This window comes from Eubacterium ruminantium (assembly GCF_900167085.1).
GTDB classification, from domain to species: Bacteria; Bacillota; Clostridia; order Lachnospirales; family Lachnospiraceae; genus Eubacterium_Q; species Eubacterium_Q ruminantium.
This window is the reverse complement of the sequence record NZ_FUXA01000004.1, coordinates 49,884-76,027: the sequence shown is the minus strand read 5'-3', so window position 1 is coordinate 76,027 and position 26,144 is coordinate 49,884. Positions and strand designations below refer to the sequence as shown.

At 39.0% G+C, this 26,144-nt stretch carries 14 protein-coding genes; all 14 read right to left on the bottom strand.

Going from position 1 to position 26,144, the window contains the following annotated elements; genetic code table 11:
* Positions 1-27: 27 nt before the first annotated feature.
* The 14 genes from B5D25_RS01775 to B5D25_RS01710 all read right to left on the bottom strand — a co-directional run bounded on the left by B5D25_RS01775 (position 28) and on the right by B5D25_RS01710 (position 26,133).
* A complete protein-coding gene (locus B5D25_RS01775; RefSeq protein WP_078786033.1) occupies positions 28-777 on the bottom strand; it encodes a prepilin peptidase in 750 nt (249 codons plus the stop codon).
* 25 nt (positions 778-802) lie between these two features.
* On the bottom strand, positions 803-2,602 hold the full coding sequence (aspS, locus tag B5D25_RS01770; RefSeq protein WP_078786032.1) for an aspartate--tRNA ligase: 1,800 nt from the start codon (positions 2,600-2,602) through the stop codon (positions 803-805).
* Positions 2,603-2,679: 77 nt separating this feature from the next.
* A complete protein-coding gene (gene hisS / locus B5D25_RS01765) occupies positions 2,680-3,972 on the bottom strand; it encodes a histidine--tRNA ligase (protein WP_078786031.1) in 1,293 nt (430 codons plus the stop codon).
* A gap of 124 nt (positions 3,973-4,096) precedes the next feature.
* Positions 4,097-5,587, bottom strand: coding sequence for a coproporphyrinogen dehydrogenase HemZ (gene hemZ, locus B5D25_RS01760; RefSeq protein ID WP_078786030.1), 1,491 nt, complete (start codon positions 5,585-5,587; stop codon positions 4,097-4,099).
* Between the two features lie 31 nt (positions 5,588-5,618).
* A complete protein-coding gene (locus B5D25_RS01755; RefSeq protein WP_078786028.1) occupies positions 5,619-6,254 on the bottom strand; it encodes an MBL fold metallo-hydrolase in 636 nt (211 codons plus the stop codon).
* Positions 6,255-6,257: 3 nt separating this feature from the next.
* Positions 6,258-8,498, bottom strand: coding sequence for a RelA/SpoT family protein (locus tag B5D25_RS01750; RefSeq protein WP_242870166.1), 2,241 nt, complete (start codon positions 8,496-8,498; stop codon positions 6,258-6,260).
* Positions 8,499-8,645: 147 nt separating this feature from the next.
* Positions 8,646-9,170 (bottom strand): adenine phosphoribosyltransferase, encoded by a 525-nt coding sequence (locus B5D25_RS01745; protein ID WP_078786026.1) that lies wholly within the window; start codon positions 9,168-9,170, stop codon positions 8,646-8,648.
* Between the two features lie 31 nt (positions 9,171-9,201).
* Positions 9,202-10,950, bottom strand: a complete 1,749-nt coding sequence (gene recJ, locus B5D25_RS01740; RefSeq protein ID WP_078786025.1) for a single-stranded-DNA-specific exonuclease RecJ — start codon at positions 10,948-10,950, stop codon at positions 9,202-9,204.
* Between the two features lie 94 nt (positions 10,951-11,044).
* Positions 11,045-13,360: a protein translocase subunit SecD gene (gene secD / locus B5D25_RS01735; protein ID WP_078786024.1), complete on the bottom strand. Its 2,316-nt coding sequence runs from the start codon at positions 13,358-13,360 to the stop codon at positions 11,045-11,047.
* A 57-nt stretch (positions 13,361-13,417) separates the two neighbouring features.
* On the bottom strand, positions 13,418-14,950 hold the full coding sequence (scfB, locus tag B5D25_RS01730) for a thioether cross-link-forming SCIFF peptide maturase (RefSeq protein ID WP_078786022.1): 1,533 nt from the start codon (positions 14,948-14,950) through the stop codon (positions 13,418-13,420).
* A gap of 77 nt (positions 14,951-15,027) precedes the next feature.
* Positions 15,028-15,168: a six-cysteine ranthipeptide SCIFF gene (scfA, locus tag B5D25_RS01725; RefSeq protein ID WP_078786021.1), complete on the bottom strand. Its 141-nt coding sequence runs from the start codon at positions 15,166-15,168 to the stop codon at positions 15,028-15,030.
* 240 nt (positions 15,169-15,408) lie between these two features.
* Positions 15,409-22,995, bottom strand: a complete 7,587-nt coding sequence (locus tag B5D25_RS01720) for an Ig-like domain-containing protein (RefSeq protein ID WP_078786019.1) — start codon at positions 22,993-22,995, stop codon at positions 15,409-15,411.
* Between the two features lie 21 nt (positions 22,996-23,016).
* Positions 23,017-23,916 (bottom strand): hypothetical protein, encoded by a 900-nt coding sequence (locus B5D25_RS01715; protein ID WP_078786017.1) that lies wholly within the window; start codon positions 23,914-23,916, stop codon positions 23,017-23,019.
* Between the two features lie 6 nt (positions 23,917-23,922).
* A complete protein-coding gene (locus tag B5D25_RS01710) occupies positions 23,923-26,133 on the bottom strand; it encodes a serine/threonine-protein kinase (protein WP_078786016.1) in 2,211 nt (736 codons plus the stop codon).
* Positions 26,134-26,144 lie beyond the last annotated feature (11 nt).

The following is a 26,144-nucleotide window of genomic DNA, read 5'->3' as shown; positions in this document are numbered from 1 at the left end:
CACCGGCAAAATCCCTTAATAAAAATATTATGATTTAAATTTCAGAAGATCCGTATACCACTTTAAGATTGGTTCGGCATAAAGAACCGCAATAGCTATTCCTATACACAAAGCCGGTCCAAAAGGCATATGATCTTTTCCGGTCTTTGACTTTCTAATAAGAACAACAACTCCGAGAACGCCGCCGACAAATATACCGAAAATGAATCCAACAAGGATAACCTTCCATCCAAGAAGGAATCCCGCTGCAAACATAAGCTTGATATCACCCATGCCAAACGCATCCTGGATAACAAGATTTATAAGTAAAAGCGGCACACTTGTACATACCATTCCTATAAGTCTCTCAACTAAAGTAACATCCTTAATAAGCCAGATAGCCGCAATACCCATAGCTAATATTGTATAGTTCAGATAAGGAGGTATTTCCATAGTATCCTGATCGATAAATGCTATCATGAAAAGGATGACAAAAAGAACCATCATGAAAATAAGTTTCACTGTATCATCTATCCTATTTCCAAGGAGGAAACCGCCTGCAGCTCCGAATATTACCGCAGCCGCAAATCTCATAGGACTTACCTTTCTCTTTTCAGGAGTAAATGTAAGATCCCTCCAGCTCTTGATCCTTTCCTCAGCCGTCTTATCTTTGGCTATTTCTCTTTCATACGCTTCATCTCTCGCTGTAATCCATGCCGAAATCTTTGCAATAACAAAACATGAAGCTACAAATGCTACTACTAAAATGATTGCACAAATGATCTCTGTTGTTCCCATATATAACCCTCGAACTTATTATTCTTTACTCTTCATCTTCTACCGGCTTAATGCTGATACCAAGTTCATCAAGCTGAACAGGATCAACAACGTTTGGTGCCTCACTCATAAGATCTGATGCATCCTTAACCTTAGGGAATGCCATAACATCTCTGATAGTATCTGCCTTACACATAAGCATAAGAAGTCTGTCAAGACCATAAGCAAGTCCTGCGTGAGGTGGAACACCATACTTAAATGCAGTAAGGAGGAATCCGAACTTATCTTCAGCACTTTCCTTTGTAAGTCCGATAACTTCAAACATCTTTTCCTGAATGTCATTCTGGTGAATTCTCACTGAACCTCCACCGATCTCAACACCGTTAAGAACGATATCATAAGCCTTAGCACGTACTCTGCCCGGATCTGAATCAATATACTGAATATCTTCATCCATAGGCATTGTGAATGGATGATGCATAGCAACGAATCTTTCTTCTTCCTCGCTCCACTCAAGAAGAGGGAATTCTGTGATCCATACAAATCTATATTCATCCTTATTGATAAGACCCTTTTCCTCAGCGATCTCAAGACGAAGCGCCCCAAGTACTGAAAGTACAAGGCTTGTCTTAGCGTCTGCTATAAAGAGAAGAAGGTCTCCAGGTTTTCCTTCAAGTTTCTCTGTAAGTCCCTTTAATTCTTCTTCAGTCATGAACTTAGCAAATGATGATTTATATGTTCCATCTTCATTTATTGCAAGCCATGCAAGACCCTTTGCACCGTAACCCTTAACGAAATCACCAAGTGCATCTATCTTCTTACGTGGAAGTGTTCCGAGTCCTTCTGCATTTATACCTCTTACAGATCCGCCTGCTTCAAGAGCGCTCTTGAATACTACAAAGTCCGAGCCCTTAACAACATCGCTGACATCACTGATCTCAATACCGAATCTAAGATCAGGCTTATCAGAACCGTAATGCTCCATAGCATACTTCCATGTCATTCTCTCGATTGGAAGCTGAACATCGATACCGATTGCTTCCTTGAACATTTTCTGGATAAGTCTTTCGTTTACATCGATTACATCATCGATATCAACAAATGAAAGCTCCATATCTATCTGTGTGAACTCCGGCTGTCTGTCAGCACGAAGGTCTTCATCTCTGAAACATTTTGCTATCTGGAAATATCTGTCATATCCTGAGCACATAAGAAGCTGCTTGAAGAGCTGTGGTGACTGAGGAAGTGCATAGAAATTACCCGGATGAATACGGCTAGGCACAAGATAATCACGTGCTCCTTCAGGAGTTGATTTACAAAGGATAGGTGTTTCGATCTCAAGGAATCCCTCATCAGCAAGGAACTTTCTGACTGTTGTAGTTACATTACTTCTGAGCATGATATTCTTCTGGATATCAGGACGTCTGAGGTCAAGGAATCTGTACTTAAGACGTATATCTTCCTTAGTCTTTGAGTTCTCTTCTACAGGGAATGGAGGTGTCTCTGCCTCAGAGAGGATTCTTATATCTTCAGCAATGACCTCAATATCACCTGTCTTAAGATTAGGATTGATTCCACCCTCTCTCTTACTTACCTTACCTGTAACTGCAATAACAAACTCTGAACGAAGCTTCTCAGCCTTTGCATATCCTTCAGTGCCTACCTTGCTCTCCTCAAAAATAAGCTGGAGGATTCCACTTCTGTCTCTAAGATCAACGAAAATGATACCTCCCTTATTTCTGCTCTTCTGTACCCATCCCATGACGGTAACCTTTTCTCCGATCATAGAATTATCTACTTCCGTACATCTATTAGTCCTCTTGAGACCTAACATTGATTCTGCCATTTTAATATCCTCTCTATCTATACCTATTCTTTACCGGTTTCCCGGCAGTATCTGCAACCCGGGTTGCATTTTTATGATCATATTTTGTCTGCGAAAAATTCTGTAATCTCTGTATATCCTTCTGCTGTAAGCTGATCCTTCTGGAACTTCTTATTCTTCTTCATCATGACAATATTTATATTCTCGCCGACCGCTCTTCTTTCCTTAGCCATAGAAAGAATCTTTGCCATTTTTTCCTTTGGCATATTCTTTTCTATCATAAATGCTGTCTTTTCAGAACTTCCAGGTACCTTAAAGTCTCTCTCAAGGAGAAGCATGATGATTCTTTCGAAACCGATTGAAAATCCGCATGCAGGAGTATCATTTCCTGTGAAACGTCCGATCATTTCATCATAACGTCCGCCGCCTCCGACAGATCCGCCGTATTCATCCATCGAAATCTCGAAGATCGGTCCTGTGTAATATGACATACCTCTTACAAGTGTAGGATCAAATGCCATCTTAAACTCAGCTTCCTTAGCACCTTCAACGCTTTCAATTATAAATGCAAGGCCGTCTGTGATACTTTCATCAAGGTATTCACCAAGTGTATCCTTAAGGAACTTAATACCTGCAACATCAGGTGTTATCTTTCCGAAAAGATCAAGATATTTATCAACTGTTTCACTGCTGTTTCCTGCAGCGATCAGTTCTTCTCTTACGCCATCAAGACCAATTTTATCCATCTTATCAAGAGTTATGAAAATATTATCATAATCAATTGCCGCACCTTCAGATGATTCACCCTCTGCCGCTACCGGTTCAAAACCTGCATAGTCAACCATGGCACGAAGTATTCTTCTATCATTTATTCTTATTGTAAAATTACTGAAATCAAGTTTTCCAAGTAATGTAGATGTTGCGAGTATAAGCTCTATCTCAGCGATATTTGTAGGCTCGCCGAGTATATCTATATCGCACTGCATAAACTGTCTGTAACGACCTTTCTGTGGCCTGTCGGCACGCCATACATTTCCCATCTGAAGTGCCTTGAATGGACTAGGAAGATCATTAGAATTATTTGAATAATATCTTGAAAGAGGAACTGTCAGATCATATCTGAGTCCGCCATCAACAAGATCCGCTGCACTTGTTGCTTCCTCAAGACGAAGCTTTTCACCTCTTTTCATGATCTTAAAGATAAGCTTTTCATTTTCTCCGCCCTGCTTTGAAGACAGATTCTCAATATGCTCAACACAAGGAGTCTCAACAGAAGTAAATCCAAACTTCTTGTAAGTATCCTTTATGAGACCTATCGCATAGTCTCTGATCTCCATCTCTCTCGGAAGTATATCCTTCATACCGGTAACCGGCTTTTTCTTCATAGCCATATCTCTCTCCTCTATGTAAATATCTTATTTATGTACAAATCAATTACAGTCCGTCATCTGCTACCATAATTAAATATATATGCAGTAACTGTCACTCACCATTTATAGTGACCTTACGGCTGTATTACTTATTTATACGGGTATTTCCTATGACATCTCTCTTCTTATCAAGCATATCCTCGATACGGACAATGTAATCATCAACAGACTTACTGTTGGCGATCCTTTCTACATTTCCCTTACCCGGATTGACAAGTTTTGTAGATGCACCTGCACCCGCGCCGAAAATGTCAGTTTTTTCTTCCATAATCAGCATATTATAAAGGCATTCCCTTCCCGGCTTTGAATAGCCCACATTTTCCAGGTTGCCTGCTATATTCTTCTGTCTATACATATAATATGGTTTCATTCCCATATATGTAGCATATTTGGCTGCAAGAGCCTGCATTTCTTTCGCATCATGATTTATGTATTCCTGATATGTGGTCAGCTCCTCACTTAGATGCGCCGCTCTTTTGATAGCGAGTGAATGAACCGTGAGACTCTCAGGACGCATCCTTCTTAAAACATCCAGAGTATTCTCCATATCTTTAAGCTTCTCCATAGGAAGCCCTGCGATTATATCAGTATTTATATTATCAAATTTATATTCCTTGGCAAGTCTGAAAGCCCGCTCAAAATCATCAGCCGTATGTGCTCGTCCGATAACCTTTAATGTTGAATCATTCATGGTCTGAGGATTGATACTTATCCTCGTAACCCCATGAGCCTTCATGATCTCAAGTTTTCTTTCGGTAATACTGTCCGGTCTGCCCGCTTCCACAGTATATTCCTTAAGATGAGATGTATCAAAATATCTTACAGCTTCTGTCAGGAAATTGTCAAATGAAAGCTCTCCCAAGGCTGTTGGCGTTCCGCCTCCTACATAAATCGATACAAGTCTCCTGTCTCTATTGACATATGAAATAAACTGCAACTCCTTCGTAAGAGCCGCCAGATATTCCGGAACCTTATATTTATATTGCTGTATCGGAAAAGAAGCAAATGAACAATAAAGACATCTGCTCGGACAAAATGGAATATGTATATAAAGAGCATAGTCTCTATTTACATCTATATCCTCTTCCTCAAATATAGCCGTTTCTCTCTTCGCTACCTTAAGGGCAAGTTCCGCTTTCTCGGTGGTTGCCGCATAGCGTCTTTCATATTCTGTAATGATATCTTCGTCAGACTCTCCTTCCTTGATACCATGAATAGCTATCTTTGTAGGTCTGACCCCGGTAAGACTTCCCCAAGGAAGAGTTCTTCCGGTAAATTCGGAAAGCATCTGATAAGCCGCAAGCTTAAGCCTGTTTCTGAAGACTTTTCTATCTTCATAAGGTCCGCTGACATATGCATAAAACTTAACTTCTGCTTTTTCCTCTATCTTAAGAAGAGTTCTTTTTTCATCATAAAGCGCAGTAAAGCAGAGAGTGAACTCATTATGAAGCTCCTTTCCGACGTTTGCTACGTCCACAGGCTTCATTACAGTAAGTTTCTCTCCCGGATAGAAAGCCATTAACATGGCTCTTAGATCGTTATTATATAATTCATTACTTTGTACAAGAAGAATCATAACTAATCCTACCCCTCATCCTATAAATGCTTTATAAACACCAGTTATCAACCTTTTCTCTTCCGATTGTAGTTCTGTTATTATGTCCCGGATAAACAACTGTATCCTCAGGGAGAACCAGAAGTTTTTCCTTAATATTTCTTACAAGAGCCTCTCCGTCACCTGTAGGGAAATCCGAACGTCCTATACTTCCGGCAAAAAGAGTATCTCCTGCAAAAAGCATTTTATTTTCTTCAAAATAGAAGCACATTCCGCCCTTTGTATGCCCCGGAACTTCGATACATTTAACCTTTGTTCCAAGGATTTCTACTACATCATTGTCATTAACGGTTTCATCTGCCTTAAGTGCCACCGGATCTCCGGAGAACATCATAGAAAGATTTGCCGCAGGTGTTGCCAAAATGTCTTCATCATTTTTCCCTATTACCACAGGAACATCCGGATAAGCCTTCTTGATACCTTCGATACCGAGAATATGATCGAAATGTCCATGTGTAAGAAAAATCTTTGTAAGTTTATACTGCTGGTTCTTGATCATTTCCAACAGGAATTCCGCATTAGCTGCAGGATCTATGATTATAGCTTCTCTTGTAGCCGTATTGACTACCGTATAACAATTTGTTGCCAGATCACCCAGCACATTGGTTACGACTATTAAATTCTGCATTTACTAACCTCTTGTTCTTTCAATATCTATAACGCCTTCTATGCTTCTAAGTTTAGCTGTAACCTTAGCCAGTTGCTCTTTGGATCTGATACCAAACTGCATGGTTATAGTTGCTTTGCCCTGTTTACTTATACGCACATTCATGCCCTTGAGATCGATCTTAGCTTCATTAAAGATCTTGGAAATATCAAATACTATGCCCTGTCTGTTCTGTGCATAGATATTGATCTCTGTGGTGAATTCCTTCTCTTCTCCGCTTTCACTGCTGTCAATCCACTCTGCATCGATAAGTCTTGTTCTCTCAGCTTCTTCCATGCAAAGAATGTTTATACAGTCAGTTCTGTGGATGGAAACTCCACGTCCTCTGGTAATGAAACCTACTATCTCATCTCCCGGAACAGGTGAACAACATTTTGAGAATCTTACGGCAACATCATCGATACCCTTAACCTGGATGCTTCCCTTCGGTATATCGAATTTCTTCTCCTGCCTTCTTAATTCTGCAAGAACATCTTCATCTGTACGGCTTGCTTCTTTATGTTTATTAACTTCTTCGATCAGTCTGTTAACGACCTGACCTTCCTTTATACCGCCATGTCCGATGGCAGCCATAAGTGAATCCCAATCAGGGAAATTATACTTCTTAAGTATCTTCTCCTGATAATCTTCCTGAAGTATCTCGGATGCATCTATATTCTTGGCTTTACAATAATCATCAATGGCTGTCTTACCTTTTACGATATTGTCAGCTTTATGCTCCTGACGGAACCACTGATTGATCTTGGTACGAGCCTGAGAACTCTTTACTATACTGAGCCAGTCCATACTTGGACCGCGTGAGTTCTGAGAAGTAATGATCTCAACTCTGTCGCCGCTCTTAAGCTTATATTCGATAGGTACCTGTCTTCCGTTAACTCTGGCTCCTACCATTCTATTTCCGACAGCGGTATGAACTACATAAGCAAAATCGATTGGTGTTGAACCTGCAGGAAGTGTTTTAACATCACCTTCAGGAGTGAAACAGTAAACCTGATCCTGGAAGAGATCAAGGTCTGTCTTAACAACATTCATGAATTCTCTGTTATCTGTAGTATCATTCTGCCATTCGAGGATCTCGCGAAGCCAGTTAAGCTTTTCTTCCTCTTTGTTGACATTTGTGCTTCCGCTCTCTTTATATTTCCAATGCGCTGCGATACCGTATTCAGCAGTTCTGTGCATTTCATAGGTTCTTATCTGGATTTCAAACGGTCTTCCTCCGTGACCGATAAGAGTTGTATGAAGCGACTGGTACATATTTGCCTTTGGCATCGCTATATAATCTTTGAAACGGCCCGGAATAGGTTTATACTTCTCATGGATGATACCAAGAGCCGCATAACAGTCTCTGACTGTATCAACTTTAATTCTGAGCGCAAATATATCATAGATCTGATCCAGAGTTTTATCCTGTGTCTTCATCTTTTTATAAATACTGAAAAGATGCTTAACACGGCCGTCAATCTCTGCTACAATTCCGGCTTCTTTTATATATTCCCTAACTTCTGTAACCATCTCATTGATGAATTCTTCTCTTTCGGAAAGTCTCTCATCAATCTTAACTCTGAGGTCTGAATAAATATCAGGATAAAGGTACTGCATAGAAAGATCATCGAGTTCGATCTTGATCTTACTGATACCAAGTCTATGAGCTATAGGCGCATAGATATCCATTGTTTCTCTTGCTTTCTCAATCTGCTTTTCATGTGACTGATACTGAAGAGTTCTAAGGTTATGAAGTCTATCGGCAAGCTTAATAATGATAACTCGGATATCCTTTGCCATGGCAAGGAACATCTTTCTTAAGTTCTCAGCCTGAAGCTCGATCTTGTCCTGTGACAGGTTTAATTTGGTAAGTTTTGTTACACCATCTACCAGAAGTGCGATCTCAGCCGAAAATTCCTTGGCAATCTCTTCCTTTGTTACTTCCGTATCTTCAACTATATCATGAAGAAGTCCTGCCACTATCGTTTCTTTATCCATTTCAAGTTCGGCAAGAATAATACCGACACAAATAGGATGTATGATATAAGGTTCTCCGGATTTACGTTTCTGACCTTTATGTGCTTCATCAGCAAGCTTATATGCTTTCTCGATCATGGAGAAATCTTCCGAAGGATGATATGCCTTAATCTTTTCTATAAGTTCTTTATAGAGCTCCTCCGGCGGTGTAAAGTCGGCAGGGGTCTCCAGATCACTGGCACGCATTTTGCCGTGAACATCATAGACGATATTTATAGGCTTCGGTTCCGGATTATCCACCACCTCATCCACTTTCTTTATTTCATCTGACATTCCCTTACCTCCTTAAAAACAACTGATAATCATTTAATGTCCGTATAATCTGTAATCTATTTATTCACCTTCGTACTGAACTACAGAAGCCACGTCATAATTCTTTAAATACTCGCGTCCCTTAAGATCTGTAAGTTCAATGAGGAAGATCATCTTTACAACCTCTCCACCAAGTCTTTCAACCAGCTTAGCTGCAGCTTCAACCGTACCACCTGTAGCAATAAGGTCATCTATAATGATTACCTTATCTCCCGGCTTTATGGCATCCTTATGAAGCTCTATTGTAGCTGTACCATATTCAAGAGAATAAGATTCCTCTACAGTTTCTCTAGGTAATTTACCCTTCTTTCTTACAAGGGCAAATGGTTTATCATTATTATATGCAAGAGGCGCACCAAAAAGGAAACCTCTTGATTCAACTCCTGCTATGATATCATAATCAACTCCGTCAAGCAGCTTATCCAGCTCATCTATCGCAAGTTTAAATCCTTCGGCATCATCAAGAACCGAAGTTACATCTCTGAAAAGAATTCCCGGCTTTGGAAAATCCGGAATTGTTTTAATATAATCCGCAACTGTTTTCATAAACTCATCCTCTCGCACAAATAATTCCTAATCAATTTTTCTGAACACTGTCCATTATAAACTGGACACTTCTGTTGCCCTGATACTCATTTATAGCAGGATGAAATGCAATATTCACCCTTATATCAGCTGCTGCTCCACTTAACATTTTATCACATTCAGCCTCACCGAACCACTTTTTTATATCACTCAAAAACTCGTCCGGTGCAAATGAAATAAGCCTGTAGCGCATTCCTCTCTCATCTTCCACAAAAAGCCAGAGGCAATTTTTATTCTTTCCTTTTATCTCGGCACGAACAACCTTTAGTCCCGCATCGGCAAATTCGGCCGATTCATTTCCCTCACCGAAAGGTTCCAATGCCTCAAGCTGTGATACATTCTGAACCGTAAAATAAGACATCGGTACTTTTGCATCTATAACAAGTTTCGGAATAAGGTCTTCCTCGGAAATATTTTCATTGTCATTCAAGGCCATTCTGAACATTTCCAGATTTGATTTTAAAATGCTCATTCCTGCCGCTTTTTTATGTCCTCCTGCTTTAAGGAGAAGTGAACTCACTTTCTCCAATTCCTCAGCAAGATTATAACCATCTATTCCTCTCGCAGAGCCCTTATATATATCCGGATCGGACATTGATTCCGTAAATACTATGACCGGCCTGTAATATCTCTCCTTAAGCTTTGCCGCAACTATTCCGGCAAGACTTTCATGAAGATTATCGACAAATACCACAAGCACATTATCATGCAGAAGCTCCGGCGAACTTTCTATGGCCGCAACAGCTCTTTTCACTCCGTCTTCACATATTGATTTTCTTTTTTCATTAAGTTCTTTAAGATGCTCGGCTATACTTCTTATCTTCTCATCGTCATCCGATAAGAATAATTCCACCGCCTGGTCCGCAGCCTCAAGTCTTCCCGCCGAGTTTATACATGGTCCGAGTATAAATCCCATTGTCATTGAATTTATATCTTTTCCATATCTGTCTGTAGCTTCAAGAAGAGCACGAAGTCCTTTATTGGCAGTGCCGTTCATAAGTCTCATAGCTTCTCTTGCGTAGATCCTGCTTTCATCCTGCAGTTTCATAACATCACATATGGTTGCAAGACCTACAAAAGGAATATAGTACTCCTCATCCAGAACTTTATCCATTTTGGCATATAACGCCTTTATAAATTTAAATGCAATAGTCGCGCCGCATATTTCACTATATGGGTAATTATTGGTTGGAAGTTTCTGATCTATGACCACGTCGGCCATGACCCTTCTTTCCTTCGGCTCATGATGGTCAGTTACAATTACCGTCATTCCGAGATTCTTAGCTTCATCTACAGCATCAAATGCAGCAATTCCATTATCACATGTGATTATGGTATCGACATCATCGCTGAAGGCTTCCCTGATAAGACGGACATTCATACCATATCCATCAGTTATCCTGTGAGGAATGCGATAACTCACATCTGCACCAAGATCTCTTAAACCCTTCGTCAGGATAAATGCAGATGTAACTCCATCCACATCATAATCCCCGATAACACGTATCTTGACCTTCTCTCTGATCTTTTCAGCCATCAGATTTGTGCCTTCATCCATTCCGTCCAGAAGCTCAGGAGCATGACATTCGCTAAGAGTTCCGTTCAGGAAAAGCTCAAATTCCTCATCGCTGACTACTTCTCTGTTTCTGATAACTTTGGCAACGATCGGATCTATATTAAATTTTCTTGTGATTGTCTCATAATCAAGATTTCTACTTCGTAAAACCCATTTCTGCTGCATATTATCCTCTTTATGAATAACCCTCCGGATTATTCCAGCCGGAGGGTTATTTCATGTTTATATTTTTTTCAAATACTGCCCAATAATTTAATTATTATTTTGCAGATGCCTTTTTACCTTTTGAAGCCTTTGCTTCTTTAGCTGCGGCTCTTGCTTCATCAAGCTTCTTCTGGCTTTTCTTCTTAAATGAAAGCCAAAGTGGACCTGTGATGAAAATTGATGAATATGTACCGCAAAGGATACCAACCATAAGAGTTAATGTGAAGTCCTTAATAGCAGAAACTCCCATGATATAAAGTATAAGTACTGTAACAAATGTTGTAAGTGATGAGTAGATATTTCTTGAAAGTGTCTGTGAAATACTTGTATTAACTATCTTCTCATAACCATCTGATTCAGGACTCATAACGCTTAAGTTCTCACGGATTCTGTCGAAAATAACGATTGTTGCGTTAATTGAGTATCCGAGGATAGTAAGCATACATGCGATAAATGTACTACCTACTGAAAGGTATGCTACAGAGTATACCATGAATACGATCATTACATCGTGGATAAGAGCGATAACTGCACTTATACCAAACTTAGTATCTGAGAATCTGAATGCAATGTAGATAAGCATAAGGATTGATGCTATAACAACTGCGAGGATTGCATCTTTCTGCATTTCCTTACTGATTGTACTACTGATATTCTCAGATTCGATATTTTCATTCTTTAATCCAAACTTATCCTGAAGAGCACTTGAAACTGCCGCTCTCTTCTCTTCTGAAAGTTCAGCTGTCTTAAATACGATCTGATTATCTTTATCAACTACCTGAATCTGGATTGTTCCTTCAGATACGCCTGCTGCTTCAGCAAGTACAGGTCTGATCTCTTTTTCTGCTTCTTCAAGAGTATAAGCTCTGTCGAATGTTACAGATGTTGAAGTACCACCTGAGAACTCAAGGCTGAAGTTCATTGTCTTTCCTCTGCTACCCATCCCCTTATTAACGAAAAGGAATCCGATACCGAGAACAACAAGAATAACTGAAATAGCACCTGTTACCTTGAAGTATTTAGAATAGCGTCTAACCTTAACTTCTTTAGCTCTTCCGTAAAGCTTTTCAGCTGTTACTCCAAGAGTTGTAAATACATAAAGCAGGAATCTTGTAATGAAAAGTGATGAAATCATTGAAAGCACGATACCAAGAATAAGTGTTCTTGCGAATCCCTTAACAGTACCTGATCCCATATATAAAAGTACAACACCTGCGATGATAGTTGTTATATTACCATCGACGATGGCTGATGTAGCCTTTGAGAAACCTGCCTGTACAGCGCCCTTAACGCCCTTTCCGGCAGCAATCTCTTCTTTGATACGTGTGAATATAATTACATTTGCGTCAACCGCCATACCTATCGAAAGTATGATACCTGCAAGACCAGGTAATGTAAGTGTTATATGTAAAGTCTGTAAGAAGAAGAGCTCAAGAATGATATATGTGCAAAGTGCAATTGATGCAAGGAATCCAGGGAATCTGAATACCACAATAAGTATAAGGAAGATAATGCAGATTCCGATAAGTCCTGCAATAAGTGATGTATCAACCGCATCATTACCGAGCTTAGCACCTACTACCTGTGAACGAAGTTCAGAAAGTGTAAGTGGAAGTGCACCAATCTTAATTGTACTTGCAAGCTGTTTAGCTTCCTCGATACTTTCCTGTCCTTCGATAACTGCAGATCCGTCTGTGATAGCAGATCTAACAACAGGATTACTTACTATAACACCATCATAAACGATAGCGATTGTCTTTCCGATATTTGCTGTAGTAACATCAGCAAATTTCTTAGTACCCTCATCTGTAAATGTAAGCTGTACTACATAATCTTCAGAAGTAGCACCCTTCTGAATAGCTGCATTTGCATCTTTGATATCTGCACCTGTAAGTGCAACTGTATATTCCTGACCATACATATACTTCTGAGTATTTTCAGCATCAAGGAATAAAAGTTCACCCGGACGACCGAGGTCATCAAGGATTACATTTGGATCATACTTACTTGTATCTACAGGAATTTCAACTGTAATACGGTCGCTTCCTTCTTTATAAACTTCACCATCAGGGCTGTAGCTGTCTACTCTTCGCTGAAGTTTATCAATAGTAGCATCTATCTCTTCTGAGCTTGGATTCTTTTCCTGAATCTCATAAGTTACACTGACACCACCTTTAAGGTCAAGTCCCAATGTAATATCTTTTGCTCGTCCGATCTGAGCAGCATCAGTACCTGTTGCTGTAACAGTGTTCTCATTTTCCTTGCCATTCTTCTCTTTTCCAAGTCCAAACAGTACAGCGTAAACTCCACCCGCTACTGCAAGAAGGAAAAGTAAAAATAATATGACAGCTTTCCTCTTTGCTTTCTTCATGTCATTCTCCTCTTTGTTTCTTATTTTTCATAGCCTTGTCCGCTAAATAATTCTGTATTATCTCATGCTGTATGTATATGCTTCAGGTGAATCACAATTATTGCCTGAATCACAATCATCCACATCACTGCAATTGTCCGGAGCACAAGAAGCATTATTACTTCCGGATCCGTTAGTTCCCCACCCCTTTGCTGCATCAATCTCTGCCATTGCAGCTTTCATCATGAGAGCACATTCTATCCTCTTCTGCTCAAGCTTACATCCGATATCATATGCATCAAGAATATTTCCATGGAACTGATATGCATTTGCTGCACATCCTCCACTACAATAAAATCTTGCGAAGCAATCTTTGCATTTATCCTTAGCATAAACATTACAAAGCTTGAAATCTTCAACCATCTCTGTCCTCTTGATGCCTTCATAAACATTTCCCAAAAGGAAATCAGCATTTCCGACAAACTGGTGACAAGGATAAAGATCACCTGAAGGTGTTACTGCAAGATATTCAGTACCTGAACCGCATCCTGACAGTCTCTTATATACACAAGGTCCGCCTTCAAGGTCGATCATGAAGTGGAAGAAATTAACCGGTCTTCCTTCTTCATATCTCTTAAGAAGTTCCTTTGCAAGCATGTCATACTGCTCGCAAATCTTTGGAACATCCTCTTCTGTTATGGCATAGTCCTCACTTGGAGCTGCCACTACAGGTTCCATCGAAACCTCGTCAAATCCTTCATCTATGAGATTTATTACATCCTGACAGAAATCAATATTATTATGTGTAAAAGTACCTCTTACATAATACTGACCTTTACGTCCTTCTTTAAATCTCTTATATTTCGGCATAATGATATCATAACTTCCCTTACCGTTTCTGGTAGGTCTCATGAAGTCATGAACATTTCTTCTGCCATCTATACTAAGAACTACATTAACCAGTTCTTTATTTGCAAATTCAAGAACATCATCATTAAGAAGAACACCATTTGTTGTAAGAGTGAATCTGAACTTCTTACCGGTTTCCTTCTCTCTTGTTCTACCATATTCAACAAGCTGCTTAACGACTTCATAATTCATAAGCGGCTCGCCACCAAAGAAATCAACTTCAAGATTCTTTCTGTTACCTGAATTCTCTATAAGAAAATCCAGCGCCTTTTTTCCGACTTCAAGGCTCATTATCTCCTTTGGTCCATTGTACTCGCCCTGTCCTGCGAAGCAGTATTTGCAGGCAAGATTACAATCATGAGACACATTAAGGCATAATGCTTTTACTACAGTCTGTCTCTTCTTAAAATCTATTATTAAATTTTTGTATACATCCTCTGTAAAAAGCTGTCCTTCATCAGCCAGCATCTTAACACTGTCATAGGCTTCGGCAACCTCAGCCTTCTTATCCTCATCTGATACAGCTTTCTCTGAAAAAACGTATGATCTGCCGTTACTGAGTATATCATTTACAACTTCATCTTTAGATCTGCCCTGATATAACTCAATGATATCGTAAACCAGATCGTCTACAACATGAACCGAACCGCTACAGACATCCAGTACAATGTTATAGCCGTTATTCTTAAACTGGTGAACCATATAAACCTCTTTCAAAATTACTTAAAGAGGACTATCCGTAGAAGATGGCCCTCTTTAGGCTTGATATAGATTTTAAATTAGTTATTCTCGCAGTGCTGATTTCCAACTGTGCAAGAAGTCTTACATGCTGACTGGCATGATGTCTGGCACTCGCCGCATCCACCCTTAGCTACTGTGTTGTTAAGTGTCTTTGTTGTTAAAGTCTTGATTCTTTCCATTTTTATACTCCTTATGATCTATATAATTCTACATTAAACTCCAGTCATATACATAATACAACTGTATAAATATACTGCATTACGGGTCTAATTGCAAATTTTACCCATATACGCAGAGATTATAACACAAAAAGTACACAAATAAAAGAGCGTTTTTTATAATAAGAAACATATCTCTTAAATAATATAAAAACGGAGCATGCCATAAAAGACATGCCCCGCCATCTTACTTAAGATTATTTATCTGTTTCTTCTTCTCTTGCCAAGTATAAATAAGATCAATCCGAGAAGTACTGCTCCTCCAAGGATTCCAAGTATGATCCAAAGCACACCGCTTGTCTTACCATACTCAAACTTAATTACAGATTCGGAAATATTTCCTGCTTCATCTACTGCAGATACAGCTAGTTCATATTTGCCCTTCTGATTAACCTCAAATGTAGCCGTATTCGACTCTATAGCCATGTCTGATCCATTAAGCTTAACAGATGTAAGTGTATCTTCTGCAAGCTGTAATGATACAGTAATTGTTGTAGGCTCTTTAAGGTTATCTCCGTTTTCAACTCCGGCAACGATGATAACCGGATTAACTGAATCAAGTATGAAGTAGAAGCTTCTCTCGCTTGAATTTCCAACTTCATCTTCAGCTACGATCTTCAGTTCATGGAATCCGTCATCCACCTTTGAGAGTCCGTCATAAAGAACATCATCTAAGTAAAGCTTGTAAGTTACTGTTGTAAGATCCTTTACGACATCATCCACATCATAGTCAAATTCGAACTTATTAAGAATAGGTATAAGCTTCTTTGCCTCAGGATCATTTGCCTTAAGAGCATCGCTGTAAGCCTTATACTCTTCTTCATTTGCAAACTGTTCAATGTCCTTGATAACCGGCTTTGTCTTATCAATAGTGAATTTTACAGTCTGTACTGTTTCATTTCCGGCTATATCTTTTGAAGTTACCTTGATGTTATAAACACCATCTCTTGAGAATATCTGTTCAAAGTTTGCTGAAGAACTTCTTCTGAGCACAGAATAATCATCAAATTCGATAGCTTCCGCCTTATCGGAACCAAGAGTCTTTCTTGTTCCCTCGATATTGATATTATTTCCTGTGAAGAATGTCTCTTCAATTCTTACTCCGAATGTAACATCCTTATTTGTATAGTATTTATCTACTCCTGTAAGTGTAATGATAGGAGCATTCTGATCAAGTGTAAATGCAAATGATTCGTTAGCTTTATTTCCGGTCTTATCCTCTGCCTCAAATTCGAATCTGTACTGTCCGTCCTCTTTGAAGAGTTCAGAAAGTGCCGAATTTGTTCCGCTTGCATTGAATGGAATGGTCTTAAGCAGTGTCTCAACCGCTCCATCAACCTTCTTATAAACTCTTACTGTAGCTGCGTTCATATCCCAGTAGAAAGCTTCTTCCATATTAAATGTGATAGTCGTATCCTGTGCTGAAGTACCGTCCTTACTTACGCCTGTAATAGTAAGTTTTGGTGCGGTCTTATCAACTCTGAAGCTTACTTTCAGTTCTGAACTTTCATTTCCGGCTCTGTCAACAGCTTTATAAACTATCTCATAGTCTGCTTCTGTTGAGTAACTTGATGATCCTTCAAGGTCACCGTTTTCCGAAGTGGTTTCTGTTGATGATGAAGGTCGAGTCATTCTAACAACCCTAGTTACATCTTCATCTTCGTTATCATCTGAAACCCCAAGTGTTACTGTTGCATCAGTAGCTAAAAATCTGTTTGTTATCTCACTTGAATTATTTACTGTCGCATAAAGCTCCGGTGGAGTCTTATCAATGACAAATCCGATATTCTTTGTTGATGAATTACCCGACTTATCTACAACAGTAACAGCAATATCGTGGCTTCCTTCACCGGATATTACTATTCCCTTGCTTTCCTTCTCGCCCTTTGCAGCGTCTGTAAACTTAGGTGTAATATTCTCTCCGTTATCGGTTACAGTTATTGAAGCTACATTATATTCAAATACTTTTACATCAAATGAAACATTCTCTGCATAGTACTTACCGTATCTGTACTTAGTATTGAAATGTCCACCTGTATTTGAATAATCATTATAAAACTTATCCATCTTAGCCGGCGCTTTTGTTGTTACGATTATATCCGACTGTGGCTTTGTATTATCAATAAGGAATCCGATTGTGATAGTGCCTTCATTTCCGGCTTTATCAACTGCCTTATATGAGATAATATGCATAGCATTATCTTTATATGTTTCTGTAACTTCTCCAATGTTAGCTGTATTCTTCTTAACATTAGATCCGTCAGACATTGTTATCTCATATGCACGCTTAAGATCTGATTCATCCTTATTGTCATCTTCAACACTCACACCTACAACTGTATCTGAGCTTCTGTAAGAATTCATACCCTTATAGAGAACTCCGTCAAGAGTAGGATTGATTACAGGAGCTGTCTTATCGATAGTAAAGCTTACAACCGAACTGAATCCTTCATTATGAGAATTATCAACACCAATTGCTTTTATCTCATGCTTTCCTTCTGATTTAATAACAACTTCTGCGACATATTCTCCGCTTTCATTCTTAACAAATGAAGCACCGATATCAATTCCGTTATCCACAACTCTGAAGCTTGCAGCATCATAATCAAATCCTGTGATTCTGAGTGTTACATCATTCTTATAGAACTGACCATACTCATATCCGTTAGCAGCCTTTGTGAAGTGACCTTCAACTGCAGGTACATAAGTATTCTTATATTTGTTGAACTTGGCAGGTTTATCTGTCTTAACCCTGATATCAAGTTCAGGCTTTGTATTATCAATAAGGAATTTTACTGTCTTACTTCCGGAATTGCCTGCGCAATCCTTCGCTGTAATAGTAACAGTATACTCGCCATCAGCCGTAAAGACCTTCGTTCTTCCGATCTCAATCGACTCTGTACTCTTATTAATAGTTCCGCCACTAAATGGTTTATGAGTATACTCGATGATAATGTCATTTTTATCAATATTATCATCTTGAACTGTAAATCCTACAACTGCTTCCTCACTTGTAATACGCTCATTATCAGCGATCACATTATCATTTACTGTGATACCAACTATAGGATTACCTGTATCGATTGTGAATGTTACTCCAGGATCTGAACCTTCCTGTCCGGATACATCCTTTGCGGAAGCTGTGATCACATGCTCACCGTCGCCCTTAACTACAACTGTGGCAATGTATTCATAATCGCTAACTTTAGTTAATGTTGGTGATAACTCTTTATCGTTATCATAAACCTTGATGCTTTCCCTACTTATATTTGCATCATATACACTTAGCTTTACTTCAACACCTGATTTATCGTTATAATAAGCGCCGTAAGTAAATGACTTGCTCGAATAATGTTCTCCGGAATGTGTATAATTTCTGTTGAATGAAGAAATCTTCGATGCTGTTCCCTTAACTTCTTCAAATGCTATCTCAGGTACAACACTGTCGATTACAAATGAAGCTTCCTTAACTGTTTCATTACCGACCATATCTCTAACGGTAACTCTGACTTTATATAATCCGTCTTCAGTAAATTTCTTTGGAACGCTTGTTCCGAAATCACTTATAGTCTGCTCTTCTCCGGCAGATCCACCGGCAGGAGTATAAGTATATTTGAGAACAATATCATTTATATCTTCATTTGCATCTGTCTTTAATATTGCAGCACCACCGGAAGTCGCTGTTATATTTCCTTCATATCCGACTTCAACACTTGTATTAAAGTGCTTAACGCTGTCCCCGGCTTTACTTCCGTTTACTGTAATATCGAAATCAGGATCCGTATTGTCTATGACGAAACTGATATAATTTTCATCATTATAACCGAATGTCCCCTGATTTCCTGATGTATCAACTGCGGAAACCTTTATTCTATGATATCTTTCAGCTGTAACTTTAAATGTCGCAACATACTCGTCACCATTCTTGGTAAATTCTACCGGAACCTGCTTAGCTGTAGTATTATCTTCATTGAAATCATATACATCTACAGATGAAAGGTTCTTTTCAAATACTTTGACAGTAACAGCAACGCCTTCATCAACATTATCAACTATACCTTTATAATATCCGTCATAGTTAACACTCTGATCATGATAATGATGATTTCTTTCTGTATTTGCTTCAGTATATGTCTTGCTGCTCTTTCCGGCTGTGCTTCCTGAGATTTCTGAAACAAATACATCCGGTACAGTTTTATCAATAGAAAACTCTGCTGAAGAAGTAGCCACATTACCTGCAAGATCAATAGCCGTTACAACGACCTCATAACTTCCGTCTTCTGTAAAGGTTAAATCAGTAGGAGGAGTATAATCCTCCCCATCTTTCTTACAGGTTGTTACTTTTATATCCTCACTGTCAAGGTGACGATCAAGTTCCGCATCTATAGCAGTATCTTCATTCTTGTTGTACCAAGAAAGTGTAACATTCTCTTTGAAAACATTCTTGGTTTCATCATATCTCTCGCCATTAAGCTTTAAGATAGCAGGTTTACCCTGAACATCTCCGGTAAATACAACTTTCTGCATAGCATCTTTCTCTGCTACATTTCCTGCAACATCGGTTGCTGTTATTTCGAAAGAATATTCTCCGGATGTAGAAATTTCTTTTGAAGCACTATAAATACCTGTTACCGAATCTTCCTGCCATGTAAGATCTGTAACTTCCTGATTGTTGTTGGTTACAACAATAGTTGCCGGGTCGACCTTTACATCTTTTACAGTAAATGTAAGAAGTACATTTCCGTTAGTGTAATTAGTATATTTGTAGTAGTCATAATTCTTTGAAGAATCATTTTTGCTAACATAACTATTCTTTATAACTTTACCTGTTAACTTTGGCGGCCCTTCAAGACCTGTAGCCTTGATCTCAACCTCAGGTCCCTTTGTATCACATACAACATTAACAGTTCTTTTTGTAATAGGTTCTCCGGCCTTGTCGTATGCGGATAATACTACTGTATACTTTCCGTCTTTAACCTTTCCGTCGGAATCAAGAGCTTCCGCCGGAACAACGTCACTAAAACTTCCTGTAATGCTGTCTGTAAGTTTAAATTCAGTTGCTCCATATGTTCTGCTTGTTACTTTTTCATGTCCGTCAGCATCTGTGACTGTAACCGCCCATTCAGCAACACCGATATTATCTTTAATTGCAAATGAACCTGTAAGTTCTTCTTTAGTATATAAAGTAGATCCGCCAAGTGCTGTCACATCATTAAGCTTAAACTCTTCAATAGTTGGTTTAGCTGAATCAACATAGAATGTTGCAGAAACATTCTTAGGTCCGTTTCCTACACGGTCCTTTGCGGATACAGTAACTGTAGTACCGCTTGAGCTTGTAGAATTATTAACCTTATAGGCTCCTTCTCTTCCTTCGATAGCTGTCATTCCTGTAACAGCTATGCTGTCTTTATCTACTCCTGAGCCTTCGTCAACATAGTCTACAAGAACATATACTGTTCTATACCACTTTCCTTCTTCAACAACCTGCTCACTATCGAGATCGGAATAACCTACGATAACAGGATTCGGTGCAGTGATATCTACATAATACACAACAACTTCACTTGTAGATTTAAAGTCATTAACATTTGTTGTTGTAACGCTGAACTTGTATTCTCCTTCAGCCTTTTCAATCTCAGATGTTTTATAAACAAACTTTCCGTCTGATGATGCGATCTGATCCGGAACAAGAGATACTTTATTTCCGCTGCCGTCTTTTGCTTCGATTGAGCTGATTGCTGCTTCAGACTCTGCTGTTACTGTAAAGCTGAGTTCCGAAGTATATTTTTTAGTATCAGGATTAAATACCTTAACATCAAAATTAGGTGTTATGGTTATTTCTGCTTTTTCTTTGTAGAAATTAACTTTTCCTTCTTTAGCCGCTGCACTTGTGCCATTATCTGCCTTGTCAACAACCGATATTCCGTAAGGAATATTAGATGCGCCATCATCGATAGTCTCAAGATTTGCCTTAGGAATAGTTACTGTATATTTACCTTCATCAAGTGAAGCCGTATAAGAAGTTCCATTGAACTTAACTACAGCGCTCTTTACACCGCTTCCTTCTTCAGTAACACCAAATTTGATCGTTATATCTCTTTCTTTTGTAAGTTTCTTTGAAGAAACATCAATTGTCTCCTCATTCTGAATAAACTCTACATTATTAACTGTAGGAGCAGTTTTATCATAAAGAATTTTGAATGTATCTGTTCCTGCAGGATATCTCACCTTTGTTCCGGCAACGCTCTGTGCTTCGATATAATATTCATTACTGCCTTCAGCAATACTGCTGTTATCAAGACTGAGTGTCCACTTAGCTTCAGCTGTCTTACTTCCGGAAACTACAGAGAAATCAAATCCTGTATCATCTCCCTCGGAAGCAACTTTGTAAAGTTTAACTGAACTGATCTTTACTCCGCATTCAATATTTGCTGAAATGCTTGGAACAGCTTTAGTTATAAACGGATCCGTAATATAGTTATCAATGCTGTTTGTATCATTGATCATTGCATCACTGATAGTAAAACCGCCATCGGTATAACTAACTGAAACGGATAAATTCTTTTTATAATTATCTTCTGAAGTAAGTTCAATTTCAGTAGTAACAGTTTTATTGGCATTATCCTCATTTGCAGGAATTGTTATACTTCCTGTATACTTACCGGAATCAGCTGTAATGTTTGCATTTAATGTCGAATCACCCTTAACACTTGCTGATCCTGGCGAATCAAATTCAAGACTTATAACCAGGTCATCATTAGGATCTGCACCTGTTAAAGAGAGCTTCTTTACTCCTTCATCTTCTGTCAAATCACTACTTGAAAGAGTTCCGACAGTGACACTTGCTGCCTTTACAAAATCATATTCTATATTCAATTCTTCTACATCTGTGAAGAATACTTTAGAACCTGACTCTTCTGTATCTACAGCATTTGTATCATATCTTCTGTAAAGGAAATATTTTCCTCTTTTTGTTACTCCGCCTACTTTGAAATCATTTTCTGCTTCATCGATACTCTTAAACTGAGAAGGTGCACTTTCCGGTTGCGAATCAGCCTTTACTGCTGCATAAGAAAATGCTCCGTAATAGCATTCATATTTTGATTTTTCTTCATTATATGTAATTCCATTTACCCATGATGTATCATCAAGTGAAACCGTATCACCGCTTACTGAAGCAACCAAGCTTATATCTTTAACTTCAATATTAGCGCAGCTTATCTCAAATGCAGGAATATTATCACATTTTGCCCGTGCTGCATCCTTGAGCTTATCCTCATTTTCTCCTGAAATACCCTCTGACATTGAATTAAAGCTTACCGAAGCTGTTACATTCAGTTTTGCACTTTCACCTGCCGAGAGATATTTTTTGTCGTCTTTCCATCCATAGCTATATGAATATTTGGCTTCAACGTAAACCTTTCCTGTAAGATCCGCACTATTTGTTGTAGTTGCAACATCTGTTCCATTAAGATAAAAGAATAATGGATTAGAAGTCTCGTTAACACTTGAAAGGTCCGGCAGTTCGAATCTTACTTTTGAACCTGCCTCGTAGATTTCAGTCAAATAAGTTTTTGCTGAAAATGGATAGTTAACAAGATCATTTCCGAATGCATCATCCAGGATTGTTTTTATCTGAGTCTCATCTGTGTATGTCTTGTCAGCACCTTCGCCGGCCTTTACGCCATCTGAAGCGCCAATTCTTATTACTGTGAAGACCATGGCAATTGCCATGACGGAAGCGATTATTCTATTTCTTAACTGTCTTTTTCTTCTTAATTGTTTCATTAATCTCTCACCTCCGTTCTATTAATCACCCAGGTCTTCGCCTGTGTTGACTACTGTTACTGAATACATAACGGTTATCATCGATGTATAATCTGTATCATCGATATCATCTCTCCGTCCTAAACCTCCTAAATTCTTAGGAGCCGCACCCGGAACACCAGGTCCTCCGCGAAGAACTGAAGTAATATCTTCTCCATCTTCATCAGTAATGACCGAATCATATTCTTCGCCATTTTTGGTGTCGACATTTTCACTTCCCTTAACTTGGTCGTCCACCTCAGGTGCTTCATAATTTCTTTCTCTATAACTGTCGTTTCTTCTTTCACCCTTCTTAAATGCTTCTGCAAGTACATCTGTTACATCAACATCAAGATCCGTATCATACATGCCATCTTCATTTCCGAGAACCGCCGTCTCGTCTTCGCTGTATTTAGCAAGAAGTTCACCTGTATTTCCTTTAAGAAGATCCGTTGCTTCCTCGTTGCTTCCGCTCGAGATCTCATTTGCTCCAAGCACCTCGGTACCACTTTCCGAAGGTGTAAGATTCATATTGAACTGAGCATAACTGAGAAGTTCTGTCTCGCTGTCCGGATTTGCAGTTCCAAATCCCATATCAGCTTTTGGTTTCGCAAGATCACCCGATCCTGCCAAATCACCGGAATCAACCTTCTTTCCGTCTGCCCTTTTTAATTCTGCATCACGAACTGTGATCTTACTTGTAGAATCATGTATCGCTTTATCCTTGGAAACGGTCTCATAACCGGTTTTTCTTATCTCGGCAATTCTTCTCTTCTGAGTACTTCCTGTAAGATTACCTATAACCGTCGGAATCTTCAGAACAAAGAATAATACGATAGACAGAATGAGGAATATTATCGCTACTGCTATACCGCCATATAAAAGAGTTCTGTAAAATGCCATATTTCATCACTCTCCTTCCTCGGATACTGCCGTTTCACCGACATTATCCTCTTGTTCATTCTTCGTGGAAGAAGAGTTATTCTGATCATTACTTCCTTCTCTTAATTCATTGACCTTAACCTTTAATGAAGTCCATGAACTGTTGCTGTTAATATTAGGCACCCTGGAAGTAGCCTCATCATAAAGATCAAATATCTGCTTTTTCTCAGCCGCTGTATATGACTTAGGATCTCCGAAATATGCAAAAAGATCTGTAAGATGCGCAGCATATATCTTAGCTATAGCTGTTGATTCTGTGAAAAGTGAATTCTCACCGAGCACATAATATAAAAATGCATTGTCATAGTCTCCCATCGCAATATACATACTTGCGATACTGCATATCTTCGACTGGTAAGCCGACTGAACCTGCTTAACATTTTCATTTATACTTCTCTTTCTGAGGTTAAGTACATTTCCATCCTCATCTGTGAAGTTTGAAATGATCTCAAGAGAAGCTTTATTTCTCTCAATAGCAAGATTATAATAACCGTTCGAACCTTCATGAGAAGTTCCGTTTTCTTCTTCTTTTGCATATGTACGTTCAGCTATCTTCTGATAAATAGTAGCTGCATAATTGATCATCTCATACTGATAATCGCCGGCATTCTCGGAATCATTAAGATCCTCCTCCGCCTTCTCAACTACAGCTCGTACAGAATCAAGCTCTTCATAATTGATATCACCGATTATTCTTGCATAACACTTAAGTAAAAGTGTGTAATTTGAATACTTCTGATCATCTGAATTCGGAAGTCCCTTATTATACATATAGAACTCATTCAGATTTACATACATATTTTCGGCATCTGTAATACCACTTGTAAGTGCAAGTGAAACTTCACCCAGATACTTAGCTGATTTTGAATAACTGTCGAATTCCTTCTTATAATGAGTATCTTCTGCCTCATCTATCATCTGGAAATACTGTGCGGCAACATCATACTGTTCCATAACGAAATATCTGTATGCCACTCGATAGATAACATCCGCATTAACATTATGCGAAGGATCCTTTATCTTTGCTTCTATTGAATTAAGTCCACTGTTTAAGTCAAGTGCCGGTTCACCTTTTCCGGTAAATTGTCCGTCAACTTTGACATACATCTCAAGCATTCTGAGGTATGCTTCCGAACTTTCTACATTAAGATTCATGGCATCTTTGTAGTAGTTCGCGGCTTCTTTATAATTACCTGCTTCATAGCTTTCATTTCCGCTATTTACAAGTTCAACATAGTTCTCCATTCTGAGTCGTTTAAGGCCCTTAAAACCAACTATCGCAGAGATACCTCCGACAATTGCAAGGGTTGCCGACGCTATGAATAAAGTGAGTTTCTTCTTATTATTCTTTCTAAACGAATCATCAAGTTCCGTATAATGATCAAGCGCATAGAGAAGTTCTGAACAAGACTGATATCTGTCGTTCGGATCAGGCTGTGTACATTTAAGTATGATCTTCTCAAGTCCTGTGGAAAGAGCCGGATTCCATTGTCTGATCGGCTTCATTTCATACGGAGGTTCACAAGGGTTCTTTCCTGTAACCATGTGATACATGGTTGCGCCCAGGTTATAAATATCCGTTCTGGCATCCGTATTATAAATGCCTCGACCCTGTGCATCACCAAACTGTTCGGGAGCAGCATAACCTCTGGTTCCGAGAGCTGTAGTATCCGCATTATTCTCAATGGTATACTCCTTAGCTGTACCGAAGTCGATAAGCTTAACGCCGCCTTCCGGCTTAAGCATAACATTTGACGGCTTCATATCTCTGTAAATAATAGGTGGATTCATGGAATGCAGATAATCCAGCGCACTCGCAAGCTGTCTGCCCCACTCGATTACTTTCTCCTGAGGCTGAGCACCCTTCTCCTTAAGAATCTCAGAGATATTCGTACCTTCAATGAAGTCCATTACTACATAGATAGTTCCTCTACTGTTGATGATATCAACAATACGCGGAAGAACAGGATGGTCTACATCCTTGAGAATATTAGCTTCTCGCTCAAGACCTTTAAGAAGAGTTTCACGGGTTTTGGTTCCGTCATTTTTCATCTCCTTAACAGCCCACTGTTTGTTCAATCGGTTATCTCTTGCGAGGTAAACTATAGACATTCCGCCACGGCCTATCTCTTTGAGTATTTCGTATTTTCCGTCTAATACTGTTCCCTCTTTAGTCATCTCATAATCCC

Bases quoted from the DNA above. Each gene is read 5' to 3' on its own strand.
- B5D25_RS01775 (WP_078786033.1), bottom strand. From the start codon at position 777: ATGGGAACAACAGAGATCATTTGTGCAATCATTTTAGTAGTAGCATTT.
- aspS (WP_078786032.1), bottom strand. From the start codon at position 2,602: ATGGCAGAATCAATGTTAGGTCTCAAGAGGACTAATAGATGTACGGAA.
- hisS (WP_078786031.1), bottom strand. From the start codon at position 3,972: ATGGCTATGAAGAAAAAGCCGGTTACCGGTATGAAGGATATACTTCCG.
- hemZ (WP_078786030.1), bottom strand. From the start codon at position 5,587: ATGATTCTTCTTGTACAAAGTAATGAATTATATAATAACGATCTAAGA.
- B5D25_RS01755 (WP_078786028.1), bottom strand. From the start codon at position 6,254: ATGCAGAATTTAATAGTCGTAACCAATGTGCTGGGTGATCTGGCAACA.
- B5D25_RS01750 (WP_242870166.1), bottom strand. From the start codon at position 8,498: ATGCGTGCCAGTGATCTGGAGACCCCTGCCGACTTTACACCGCCGGAG.
- B5D25_RS01745 (WP_078786026.1), bottom strand. From the start codon at position 9,170: ATGAAAACAGTTGCGGATTATATTAAAACAATTCCGGATTTTCCAAAG.
- recJ (WP_078786025.1), bottom strand. From the start codon at position 10,950: ATGCAGCAGAAATGGGTTTTACGAAGTAGAAATCTTGATTATGAGACA.
- secD (WP_078786024.1), bottom strand. From the start codon at position 13,360: ATGAAGAAAGCAAAGAGGAAAGCTGTCATATTATTTTTACTTTTCCTT.
- scfB (WP_078786022.1), bottom strand. From the start codon at position 14,950: ATGGTTCACCAGTTTAAGAATAACGGCTATAACATTGTACTGGATGTC.
- scfA (WP_078786021.1), bottom strand. From the start codon at position 15,168: ATGGAAAGAATCAAGACTTTAACAACAAAGACACTTAACAACACAGTA.
- B5D25_RS01720 (WP_078786019.1), bottom strand. From the start codon at position 22,995: ATGAAACAATTAAGAAGAAAAAGACAGTTAAGAAATAGAATAATCGCT.
- B5D25_RS01715 (WP_078786017.1), bottom strand. From the start codon at position 23,916: ATGGCATTTTACAGAACTCTTTTATATGGCGGTATAGCAGTAGCGATA.
- B5D25_RS01710 (WP_078786016.1), bottom strand. From the start codon at position 26,133: ATGACTAAAGAGGGAACAGTATTAGACGGAAAATACGAAATACTCAAA.